Source organism: Wenyingzhuangia heitensis (assembly GCF_011762155.1).
GTDB classification, from domain to species: Bacteria; Bacteroidota; Bacteroidia; order Flavobacteriales; family Flavobacteriaceae; genus Wenyingzhuangia; species Wenyingzhuangia heitensis.
Genome location: NZ_JAASQL010000006.1, coordinates 66110 through 78515 on the forward strand (window position 1 = coordinate 66110; position 12406 = coordinate 78515).

10 protein-coding genes are annotated in these 12406 nt (G+C 31.2%); 2 read left to right on the plus strand and 8 right to left on the minus strand.

What is annotated here, in order from left to right:
• Positions 1-9: 9 nt before the first annotated feature.
• The 5 genes from FHR24_RS14285 to FHR24_RS14305 form a co-directional block, all read right to left on the minus strand.
• Positions 10-1287 (minus strand): TolC family protein, encoded by a 1278-nt coding sequence (locus tag FHR24_RS14285; protein ID WP_167190435.1) that lies wholly within the window; start codon positions 1285-1287, stop codon positions 10-12.
• 95 nt (positions 1288-1382) lie between these two features.
• Positions 1383-4580 (minus strand): efflux RND transporter permease subunit, encoded by a 3198-nt coding sequence (locus FHR24_RS14290; RefSeq protein ID WP_243846563.1) that lies wholly within the window; start codon positions 4578-4580, stop codon positions 1383-1385.
• Between the two features lie 24 nt (positions 4581-4604).
• The gene (locus tag FHR24_RS14295) at positions 4605-5618 is read right to left on the minus strand and encodes an efflux RND transporter periplasmic adaptor subunit (RefSeq protein ID WP_167190439.1); all 1014 of its coding nucleotides are present in this window, start codon (positions 5616-5618) and stop codon (positions 4605-4607) included.
• Between the two features lie 215 nt (positions 5619-5833).
• On the minus strand, positions 5834-6745 hold the full coding sequence (locus tag FHR24_RS14300) for a helix-turn-helix domain-containing protein (protein ID WP_167190442.1): 912 nt from the start codon (positions 6743-6745) through the stop codon (positions 5834-5836).
• A 131-nt stretch (positions 6746-6876) separates the two neighbouring features.
• Entirely contained in the window at positions 6877-7212 is a 336-nt protein-coding gene (locus FHR24_RS14305; RefSeq protein ID WP_167190445.1) for an EF-hand domain-containing protein, read from the minus strand.
• 271 nt (positions 7213-7483) lie between these two features.
• Between FHR24_RS14305 and FHR24_RS14310 the strand changes: the two genes are divergently transcribed.
• Complete coding sequence (locus FHR24_RS14310; RefSeq protein ID WP_167190448.1) at positions 7484-8110, plus strand: DEAD/DEAH box helicase; 627 nt, start codon at positions 7484-7486, stop codon at positions 8108-8110.
• Positions 8111-8136: 26 nt separating this feature from the next.
• Here FHR24_RS14310 and FHR24_RS14315 read toward each other — a convergent pair whose 3' ends face one another.
• The 3 genes from FHR24_RS14315 to FHR24_RS14325 form a co-directional block, all read right to left on the minus strand.
• Complete coding sequence (locus FHR24_RS14315) at positions 8137-8304, minus strand: adenylosuccinate synthetase (protein ID WP_167190451.1); 168 nt, start codon at positions 8302-8304, stop codon at positions 8137-8139.
• A 99-nt stretch (positions 8305-8403) separates the two neighbouring features.
• The gene (locus tag FHR24_RS14320; protein WP_208412370.1) at positions 8404-10170 is read right to left on the minus strand and encodes an ATP-binding protein; all 1767 of its coding nucleotides are present in this window, start codon (positions 10168-10170) and stop codon (positions 8404-8406) included.
• Positions 10163-11404, minus strand: coding sequence for an SIR2 family protein (locus FHR24_RS14325; protein ID WP_167190454.1), 1242 nt, complete (start codon positions 11402-11404; stop codon positions 10163-10165). Before FHR24_RS14325 ends, FHR24_RS14320 begins: the two co-directional genes overlap by 8 nt.
• Positions 11405-11610: 206 nt before the next feature.
• Between FHR24_RS14325 and FHR24_RS14330 the strand changes: the two genes are divergently transcribed.
• Positions 11611-12366 carry a glycerophosphodiester phosphodiesterase gene (locus tag FHR24_RS14330; RefSeq protein ID WP_167190457.1) on the plus strand — a complete coding sequence of 252 codons (756 nt, stop codon included), beginning with the start codon at positions 11611-11613 and terminating at the stop codon, positions 12364-12366.
• Positions 12367-12406 lie beyond the last annotated feature (40 nt).

The following is a 12406-nucleotide window of genomic DNA, read 5'->3' on the forward strand; positions in this document are numbered from 1 at the left end:
TAATGGGTTTTAATTAATTTCACCAATTGTTTTTTTGTAATTAGCAAGACTTATATGCTGAATCGCTTTTGCATCAATCACTTCGGAATAAGCTTGTTGCCACAATACTTGTGCTTCTAAAACATCTTTACCAATAACGGTACCTGCCTCAAAACGATCTTGATGTAATCTTAAATTTTCATCTGCTTGCTCTAAAGATTTTTGTGTGATTTCTACTCTTTTTAAAGCTTGCTGCAATTCTAAATAAGCATTTTCAATTTGTATAACCACCAATTCCTCTGTTTCTTCTAATTCTAATTGTTTTGCTACAGATTTAAACTCTTGTTCTTTTACTTTTTGTTTTCTTTTCCCCCAATCAAACACAGGAATACTAACATTTAATACACCGTAATAAGAAGCTAAATTGTTCCCACCATCACTAAAATTGATGTTTTTTCCGGTAGCGTACAAACCACTTACATTTAAAGAAACCGTTGGTTTTCTATCTCCTTTTAGTACTTTGGTTTGTAAATTCTCCAAGGTAACAGATTCTGTAAGCATTTTAATTTCTGGTCGTTGAGCCAATGCTTCTTCTGAGTTTACTTTATGAGAAACTAAAGTTTTATTGCTCATTTCAGTATTTATTTCAAAATCTGAATTGTTAAGACCTATCAATTGTGCCATTCTTAACTTTAAAATAGACAATCCATCTTCTGCTTTTATCAAATCTAACAAGGCCTGATTTAGCTGTACCTGCACTTGTAACACATCGTTTTTGTAAATAAGACCCGCATCGTAAGAATTGGTCAAATCTTTTAACAACTCGGTTAACAGGTCTTTGTATTTGTGAGCCAAATCTACTTTTGCATTCACATTTATAATTTGCCAATACGTCGTTTCAACATCTAACAAAACTTCAGCTTCGGTCAATTCTTTCTGAGCACTGTACAAATTAATAGCAGTTGCACTCATTTTTTTAGAGTTTCTTATTTTTCCTCCTGCATAAATAACTTGTGTAACTCCTAATGATGCAGATGCCTGAAAATCTGGCAACAATACATTTAAAGGATCTCCCACATGAATTCCCATTGCACTAGCTTCTACATAGGGTTTGTCTGTTGCAGACACAGAAGCTTTTGCAGCTTTTGCGGCCTCTATATTTTGTAAAGCTCTTAATGTTTTTTTATTGTTTGTTTTGGCAAGTGTCTTTGCTTTTTCTAAAGTCAATACTTGTTTTTGAGCATGGATATGCTGAACAGAAAAACCCATCAAAAAAACAAAGGACAGTATATATTTATAAGTGTTCATTATTTTTATTTTAATACAAACTATAGCTACTACCTCTTGGCTTTTTGGAACAATCGCTTTTTATAAAGAGCGTAGTATACTATAGTTCTTAGTTATTAGATTCGTTTTTTTAATTTGTGTTTTAAGACAGCTAACTTTCTGGCTGTTCTACTTTTCTTGGGTTTATATAGAATAGACTCAAAAGTTTGTGCATTAGGATGCGGATGAAACTCTGGTTCTTCTATTTTTACGTATTTGTAATACAAAACAGGAACAATAAACAAAGTCATTACCATAGACACTAACAGTCCTACTGCTAAAACACTACCCAAAGGTGCCCAAAGTGGAGATTTTCCTGCAATCATAGGTACTACTCCAATTGCTGCTGCGGTTGATGTTAAAAAAATAGGTCTCATACGTCTTTTTCCTGCAGCTTTAGCCGCTTCAAACTTGCTGTATCCATGTTCAAGAATTAATTCATCGGCATAGTCTACTAGAATAATTCCGTTACGAACCACAATTCCAATCAAACTAATAACTCCCATAAATGCTGTAAACCCAAAAGGATTTCCTGTTAGATACAGTCCTAAAAAGGCTCCTAATAAACTTAAAGGAAACGTAGATAGAACAATTAATACTTTTGTGAAATTTTTAAATTGAAACAACAATACTAAAAAGATAAGCACCAAACTAACTCCCATAGATGCTCCCATTCCTGGTCCAGTTTCGTTGATACTTTCAAACTCACCTCCGTAATGAATGCTAATTCCATCTGGCAATTTTAAAGCATTTACTTTAGGCATAATTTCCGCTTGAATAGTTGCAGCTTTTACTCCTAATTGAGATTCTGCTCTTACCGTAAGGGTTCTCAATCCATTTCTGTGTGTAATAACTCCTGTGTGCCATTCTGGAGTAATATTGGCTACTTCTCTTAATGGAACTTTGGTTCCAAAAGCGGTAGAAATATTAATAGCTCCTAAATCATCAATATCTTTTCGATCCTTTTCATCATAACGCATTAAAATATCAATAGCCTTGTCTCCTTCGTACATCGTACTTACCGGATATCCTTTTAGTCCTGCTCCTAAAGTTTGTAATACATTGGTATTAGTCACTCCTAGCCTATTGGCAACATCATCTTTTAATTCTATTTTGGCTCCTAAATAATCATCTTGATACGAGGTTCTTATCCAGTTAGTACCTTTAGTATTGTTTAAAATTTTGGCTACTTGTACTGCTACTTCTTTTTGTTTGTTAAGGTCCTCTCCTACAATTCTCACTTCAACAGGTGCAGGTGCTTCGTTTAAAGACAACTCACGTACTCTTATGTAACCATCTGGCACAAAGTTTTTAAACTTCACCAAATATTCTTTAGCTAACTCTTTGGTAGCATCTTTCCCTGTAGTGGTTATAAAAATTTGGGCAAAGTTTTTTCTTGGAAATTCTGGTGCATAGGTTGAATGGAAACGAGGAGAACTGGTACCTACAAAACTTGCAAGACCTACAACTCTATCATCTCCTTGTATTTCATTTTCTACACGTTTTACTACTGATTCTGTTTGTGCCAAGCTCCCTCCATTTGGCAACCAAACCTCAATATTAAATTGATTTCTTTCTGCGGTAGGAAACAATTGTTGCTCTAATTGAGAAGCAACTCCAAAACCTAAGAATATTGTAAGAAGTCCAATCAAAATTGTTAAATTAGGACTTTTAAAACAACGGTCTAAGGCTTTATTAAACACGTTTTGCAAACGGTCTAACATACTGTCTTTCTTCTTTTCCTTATTTTCTTTCTCGGTGTCTTTTAATCCTTTTTTGATAAAGACATAACACAAATATGGTGTTAACAACAAAGCCACCAATAGTGATGCAAATAAAGCTACAGCAACCGCAATTGGTAAAGCTTGAATAAACTCTTTTGATATTCCATTTAAGAAAAAAGCCAAAGGTAAAAACGAGCAAATAATAGCCATAGTTGCAGTAAAAACAGGAACCATTAACTGTGTAGCACTTTGCCAACCAGCAGTCCAAGAATCTTCTCCTTCATCCAGTTTTTCAACATAATTATCAACCACAACAATAGCATCATCTACCACCATTCCTAGTACAATAATTAAGGCTGCTAAGGTTACTTGATGAATTTCTATTCCCATCATGTTTAAAATTCCAAACGTGATAAATATAGAAACAGGTGCTGCCACTGCAGACACAACTGCAAAACGAAACGGAAGCAACAGAATAACTACCGAAATTACAGCTAAAATAGCAATGGCAAACTCTAGCATAAAGTGGCTAATACTTTCCTCTACCACTTCTGGCTGATTTACAATTGTCTGTATTTTTACATCTTCAGGTAGTTCTTGCTCTATTTTATGTACAGCAACTTCTAGTTTTTCTCCAAATTCTACAATATTGTTTCCTGGTTGCATTTCTATAGCAATCATGGTTACTTTATCGTCTCCTACTTTTATAAAACTTTCAGTTTCTTGATAACGACGTTCTATACTTGCTACATCTTTTAAGCGAACTACTTTTCCGTTAGGAGTACTGTACACAATTTGGTTTTCTAGATCAGTTGCATTTTTGTATTGATTCTTTGCAAACACAGAAACTTCCGAATTTTTTAACGTAATTCCACCAGCATATCCAGTATTGTTTTCCATTTGAATAACTTGAGCAATGGTAGAAAAATCAAATCCATATTGTTTTAGTTTTTCATCTTTAACAGTAACATAAATTTGTTCTTTTTGTCCTCCGTATCTTTTAATTTTAGAAGTTTCCGGAATTACTTTCAATCCATCTTCTAATTGATCTAAATAGGTTTCTAGTTCTGCATAACTACGTCCGGGTGCAGAAACGGTAATCATTTGTGCAACTACATCTCCAAAATCACTATTCACCATAGGTCCAATCATTCCAGGAGGTGTTGTGTAGTTTTGTCTAAAAGTGGTACTCAATCCACGTTGTAATGTAGACCAAAATCGATCTGTATCTTTTACGTTTTCATTCAGTTCTACCGTTACAATTACTTGTCCTTCTTTGGTGTCAGAAATTGTTTTTTCTTTTCTAATCTCTTCAAAACCAAATAAATATTGCTCTAATTGATCTGTTAATTGTTTTTCTACTTGAACTTCATCAGCTCCAGGAAAAGCAGCAACTACCAAACCTTTACGTACTGTAATTTGAGGATCTTCACTTCGGGCCATAGTCATTAGCGAGTAAATACCTACAATCATAAGAATTGCAGTTATTACAAGCGTTACCTGATGGTATTTCATAGAAGCTTCTATGAAATTTATTTTTACTTTTTTCATTTTTAAAGTGTCTTTCGGATTAAATTACAAAGCAATTGCCTGTCCTTCTTTTACATTTTTCTGCCCTTCTACTAGCACTTTATCACCTACTTTTATACCAGAGGTTACAATAATATTATTGCCTTTAAAACCACTAACGGTGATTCTTTTTTTAATGGCTTTTCCATTTTCTGCCACAAAAACATACAATAGATCGTTAGCATCTCTCACTACCGAAACAGAAGGAATGCTAATCACGTTCACAGGATTCCCTGTGTTTATTAGAATGCTACTAATCATTCCTGGTAATAATTTATGGTCACTATTGTCTAAACCGACTTTCACTGTAAACGTTCTGGTAAGTTCATCTGCACTAGGGTTTAAAATATCTATAGTTCCTTTAAATGTTTGGTTTAAAGAGGCAACGGTAACCGTAGCTTCTTTGCCAAGAGTTAGTTTAGATATTTCTGACTCTGTAATAGATGCTTTTGCATACATTTTATCAGTTTTCATAATGGTAAATGCAGGAACTCCAGGTGTAGCAGTTGCACCAATCTCAGTGGTTTTTGCCGTAATTATCCCCGTAAATGGAGCATATAATTTGGTATCAGCTAAATTTTTAGCAGCCATGCTCTTATTTGCTTTTGCTTTGGCAATGGCAACTTTTGCAGCAATAAAGTCACGTTCTGGCAAACTTCCTTTTTTATACAAACCATTCAATCGGTTAAAATTATCGGTGTCTTGTTCTGCACTGGCTTCTGCAATAATAAATTCATTTTGATAACTAATGTCTTCTATAGAAGCCAATAATTGTCCCTTTTCAACTCTTTGTCCTTCTTGAACAGCTAGATGGTTTACTCTCCCCCCAACGGAAAACCCTAAAGAAACAATATTGTCTGCTTCAATAGTTCCGCTATAGGTTAGTAGTTCATTTTCGGAAGTGGATGTAATTTCTTTTACCGTTGCTTTCTGTGTTGGTTCCTTAATTTTAGGCTCTTCTTTGTGGGAACAACTTGCTAACAAAAAAGCGAATGCTGTTAGCATTAATAAATGTCTCATAGATATGGTTGTTTGTGTAAATATTGATTTAGTTATTTTTTACACTACAAATTTGCCCTTATTGAAACAATTGTAAAAGGTCTATAAAAAGTATAAATTGGTCTAAAACCGTTATTTTTTTTATTGTTTAGGAAATGTGAAATAAAACAAAGGCTTAGTAATACTTAGTTTACTAGCTACACTCCGTAAAAACACATAGTACACAAACGTTGTTATTAGACTGAATGTTTTTTGTATATTTTTCTAAAAGCTGAAGGAGAATGGCCTGTGTGTTTTTTAAAGAATTTCCCAAAAAAAGAGGCATTGCTAAAATGCAATTCTTCGGTAATTTCAGCAATACTTAAACTAGGTGTATTTAATAATATTTTAGCTTCTAAAAGAACCGCTTCGTCTATCAGTTGATTGGCTGTTTTTCCTGTAACTTCTTTTAATACTTTAGACAAATACCCTGGAGTTACACAAAGTACGTCTGCGTAAAACTGAACGGTTCTTTCTTGCTTTAAATTTTCATTTAACAAGTTTACAAACCGCAGTCCTAAATCCTCTTGCCTAGATAAATTAGCTCCTAAATTAGGATATGTTTTTCTATAAAGGGATGCAAAATGATACAATAAAAACTTAAAAGAAGACTGAATTAACTCTTCTTTATAAGGAATATCTTCTAAAGAAAACCTTTTGTTTCTTTCTAGTATTTCTGCTGTAGACACAGCAGAATCCATTTCTTCTTCTGTTAATTTTATCTTAGGAATATTATTGGCAGTAAAAAACTCAAAAGCATCAAAATCTTCTTTTTTAAATCCGTTTTTAAGAATAAAATCAACGGTAAAACTAATACAAATCAAACTTAAGCGAGGATACATTTTAAGTATGTGCATTACTGTTTGTGGTTTTACAATAATGGCTTCATTTTTAACAAGTGTATGTGAAATTAAATTTAGCTGTAAAGTAAAACTACCCGAAAGAAGCAACATAATAGAAAAATTATCACTCCTAAAAGGATACTTTATAGGGATTTCTTCAAATTTATCTCGTGATATATTCACATGCAAACCATCCCCTTGGTCAGCTTCACCAAGGATTTCTACAATTTGACTTATCGTTAAATTTTTTATAGATGATTTTTTCAAAAGGGAAAAGTATTGTTTGAGTTTTTTTCAAATATACTATTTAATCAAACTGATTGCGAACCCCCTTGCATAAAAAAACTCTTTGCTACGCATAGCAAAGAGTTCAATATTATTTTAGAAAAAGATTAGATCTATTCTTCTCCTCCGTCTTCTGTATCTTCAGTGTCTTCAGATTCGTCTACAATCTTCATAGGCTTTTTAGCCACGTTTGGTTTTTTTCCTTTTTGAGCAAATGCTAAAAACTCTTCTAAAACTACAGAACCGTTTCCGTCTTTATCCATAGCATCAAATTTGTTTTCAATTTTTTTACCCTCTAATTCTGCTTTGGTTAATTTACCATCTTTATTTTTGTCTAAGTTCTTAAACCATTTTTCTGGTGATGGTTTTTCTTTTTCTTGAGAAAAAGATGCTACAGAAGTTAAGATGCAAATTGCACTTGCAATAATTGTGATTTTTTGTGATTTCATTTTATGTTTTTTTTGTTTTAAAATATTGTTTATCTACCTCCTATCTTACTAGAACACTTATGGTTACAGATTGATTTGGTGTAATTATTATGAGACAATAGTAGCAATAGTTTTAAATTAAAATATTTAAATTAAAATTTTATTTATATAATTTTAAAGAACATAAAACACTACAAATCAATGCTCTAAATAAATTTTGTTTAATTTTATTTATTTAGCCTATAAAACTTGTAATTTTGAGGCCTAAAAAGTCTCTAAAAATTTATTGTTTATGCCTGTATTTCCTGCACCTTTTAAAAAATTACATTCTCACCTATTAGAAACTTTAGAACGTTTAGAAATAAACACTCCTACAGATTTTCAGAAAGAGAGCATCTCTTTAATTAAAAGTGGTACCAATTTGTTTTGTACCGCAGAAAAAAACAGCGGAAAAACAACGACTCTTGTTTTAACTACGTTACAAAAATTAAAATGCGAAGCCGAAGGAAATACTCCTAGAGCTATTGTATTGGTAGCAGATAATGACAAAGGAAAAGAAATGAATGAAGCTTTTTTGGCTTATACCCGATACAGCGAAATACGTGTATATCATGCCAACGAAAAAGAACATATTGATTTGTTAAAATCTGAAATTTTTGAAGGTGTAGATGTTTTAATTGTAACTCCTAATACCCTAGACAAATTGCTTAGGTTGTATGGAGTAAACTTGTCTCAGGTAAAGTTGTTTAGTATTGATGATGCGGAATTTTTAGCACAAGCAAATGCCTACAAATCTTTATTGGCAATTACAGAAAGTATTACAAAATGCCAATATGTAATTTATTCCGAAAAATTAACACCAGGTATCAAACGTTTAGACTCCTATTTTATGGAACATTCTAGAGTTGTGGGGGTTTAGTACTTATTATAATAGAATAGAAACGTTTATTTTCTTCTTTTTCTTTTCCATAAAAAATACAAGGCAAAAATAAGAATGGGCAGAATAATGTAAACCGTTATTTCTAAAGGGCTTGATGTATCCAAAGGATCATTATTATGTGGACTTGGTATTTCTGATGGTTTTTGAATAAGCAAGTAATAGAGAGATCGCATATTTTTTTATGTTTTACGTTGCTTAAATTTACGTAAACACTTGCAAATTAACGGAAAACCGATGTTGATTCTGCTCAATGTTGAGAGATTAAAACTCGTTTATCTTTTCTTAAATAAAGGAGTACTTGAATTTGGTTTTATTTCTGGTGTTTTAACTTTTAACATTACAGGCATAGGAAAATCAACTCCCATTAATATTGCTTCACCTGCTCCAAGAACAGGTAAAAAAGCTAATGTTTCTCTATTTGCTGTTGAACAAGCATTTGCTACAGCTTCTTTATCTTGATAATTAATTAATCTGTGTGAAATAAAAGTTCCTATTTGACTTAATGTTCCATTTGGAATATCTCTAGGCATTTGTGTTGCAATACAAAGAAACAATCCATATTTACGACATTCTTTAGCTATTGAATTAAAAGCATTTAATTCTGATTCAAAATAATCATCCTTAACACTCTTGTTTAAAAATTGATGTGCTTCATCAACAAAAAAAACAAGAGGGTTATCTTTAAAAACTTCTGACCTAGCTTGATTTAATAAGTAATTACCTATTGCATTAGCTAAAATCTCTCTTACTTGAAAATTAAAAGGAACTTTTTCAAAACCTATCCTTAATATTGAGGATTTATTATCTGACTGTAGAAAAGTATTAATTGCTTCGATTAAATCAATTTCTTCATTTATTTGAAAACCAAATATTTTTTTAAAAGAATCATTATTTAGAACATTATTTATACGCATTAATAAACTTGTGCTGTTACTAGAGTTTCGACTATCTACATAAGTATTCCATTTTGTTCCATTAATTTGAAAACATTCATTTTGAATCTGTTTTATAAGATTCAGAATTTCAAAATCACTTCTTGTATTATCTTCAATTTCATCTACATATTTAAAATAACATCTGTCAAATGGACTTATTTCATTTCCTTGCTTTTTTAAGCAACCTTTTTCAATAATTAAATCCTTCTTTGATCCATCTTTTATTTTAATCTTAAATGTAATTATATTTTCGTCTTCTGTAAATTCATATTGTTCTTTATCTCTCATCAAACAATGAACAATTTTTAAAGACTTTATAGCCTCTAATAATATAGGTTGCTGCACTTGTCCAGCAGGACGGAATAATGCAAATAAATCACTAACTGAGAGTCTTGAATAAGGAAAATAAGAATTAACGGATAAAACTAAAGACTCCTCAGAATAATCCTTTTCATCATGATTATTATACTCTCCTGTAGCATCAATTATTATTGTTTTGCTTCCATTTGAAACAATACCTTCTAAGAGTTTACTAATAGTATAACTCTTTCCACCTCCCGTGGTTCCAACAATAGCACAATGCCTTCCGAAAAGAGCTTGTTGTGATAGCTCTATTAAAGTAGATTTATCATAAGTCAAATGACCAAAATCAATTGTTGGAGCATCATTTTTATCATTTTCTGTAACCCCAAACCCTTTAAAATAATCTTTTATAAACTCTGATGAGCAAATAAAAACTTTCGCACCTATTACAGGTAAAGAGTTTAGACCTTTATCAATTTTAGATGGGTTAAATATCTCAAAAGATAATAATATTTCAACCTTTCCTACAGGATGAAACTCTTTAGTGTTAAATGATTTCTCACTCAATTCTAAACGTTCTTTTTCAGGTAAATTTAGTTCTAATATTTTTCCTAAAAAACCAAACTGTTCACCTTCTATAACTACATAATTACCTACTAAACCTCCTTTTAATTGTTCTCCATAAAATGAAAAAGATTTCATTAAAACGGAAGAAGGAAAATGAACTTTTACAAATTGAGGTGTAACTTGATTTATATAACCAATAAAATGAGTGTGATTGAAAGGGCTAATATTAGACATTTGTAGAAATATTATTATTTATGATAATTTTTTTACTATCCTCATGATTATAAGATTTTAAATCTGGATAATGTTTAGCAAAATCAGCAAACTCTTCATCAACTAAAGCTATGTTATTGTATTTTTTAGCAGCTTCAAAAAAGGGTTTAAAACTTTCAGACTTTTCATCAATACCTTTATTTACAACCATAAGCTGAAAACTTGGATTTTGTTCTAAAGCTTCAATTATTGCAGAGACGATGTGTTTATCGTTAAAACTAAATCCTATACAAATTAATAGAACATTGTCGTTTCTTAAACTTTGTTGAAAACGTGACATCATTTCAAAGAAAGGTTGATCGTATGAACTTTCATACTTACTGTCTTTTGGGTATATCATCAAAGAATTCTTAACATTGTCTTTTTGATAAATATCTCCCTTGTTATCCCTTTCCCAATCAATAGAACCATGTGGTTTGTATAAATGAAAAACTTTATTTATAAAATTATCTTCTTCTTTAACTCTACTAGAGTTTCTGGAAACGATATCATAATCAAAATTCCTACCACTAAATTTTCTAGGAATGGAAAATGAAAAACCATCAATGATAGTATAATTACTATTTCTACCAGCTTGTTCAAATAATGTATCATAATTTAATGTAAAAACTTTGACTCTAGGGGCTGTTACTTTTCTTTTAGTTATTTTTTCTAAGAATTCTTTATGAGGACTTTCTTTTGGTAATGTTATTGTACATTTCTTTTTTATTACAATTTCAATCTTATTAATAATTTCATCAATTTTAATTAAAGAAGTACCATTTTCGGGTTTATCAAAAATATAATTCTTTGCAACATTAGCTATTGATAATAGCTTTTCAAGGTTTTTTATACGACTACCATCCTCATATTTATCATTGTAATCTACTAAATCACAAAATCTATTTAATACTTCTAAAGTAATTTTATTTTCGACATCATCCCATAATTGAGTTAATAACCTCCCTTTATTTGTTTCTCCAATTCCTACAGAAGAGCCAGCTCCAGTTAATACTGATAAATTTTCAAACTGATTATTTAAAAATTGTTTATACATGCTGCGTTTTGAACCAATTGCATAATCCATTTTATTAGGATTTTTTTCTTCCTTAAAATCATGAACAGAACCATTAATTAATACACTTTCTACTTCTGAAGTATCTTTTTTGTATTGAATAGCAACTGACTTTTTACCATTTAAATATATGTATTCCATGTAATTTTTATTAGAGCTTTAAGCTTCCCTTTAAAAATAGAGAAATTAAAAAAAACTTATACTCTACGATAACAAATGTTATCAACACAAATAGTTTATAACTATCATTGTATTCTTTTCCTTAACAATAAGCTAATACTCTAAAAACCTCTAAATGCTATAAATTAAACAACCTTTGAATTCCAAGGTTTTTAAATTTACAAATCATGAAAAACATTCTATTACTTATCTGTTTCTGTTCTAATTTGTTGGGGTTTTCTCAAGAAAAAGCTCCTTTGTTAATAGCACACAGAGGTGGCATTTTAGCCAATATTCCAGAAAACAGCTTGCTTGCTTTTCAGCATTGTATGGACACAAATGTAGCCATGATAGAAACCGATGTTCGTTTAAGTAAAGACCACAAAATGGTATTGTTTCACGATGCTTCTTTACAACGCATGACAGGAAATTCTAAAAAACTAGCCAACTGTACCTTGGCAGAATTGCAAGAATTGTCTTTAGGACAGCTACAAAAAATCCCTACGTTACAAGAGGCCTTGGTCTTAGTAAAAAAAGGGAATAGTAAGTTGTTGTTAGACATAAAAGCAGGTGAACGTTTAGATTACCAACTATTATTTCAACTTTTAGAAAAACACCAACTAAAACAACAAGTTTGTATAGGTGTTAGAACTTTAGAAGAATTAAAAACTTGTAAAAAATTAGATGCCAATGTACAAGTATTGGGCTTTATTCCGGAACCAGAACAAACAGATGTTTTTATTTTACATAAAGTAAATGCCATTCGTTTGTGGCCAAATTGGTTAGAAGACCATCCTACATTAGTGACTGATTTAGCCAAAAAAAACATCCCTATTTGGATGACTGTTAAAGCTATGGAAACACCTATAATAAAACAATTAGTACAACAAGGTGCTAGTGGTTTTATACATGACAATCCACAAAAAGTACGTAAAGAATTTTAAATAATATATATTACAACAAACCCCTCTCTAAAAATCACAT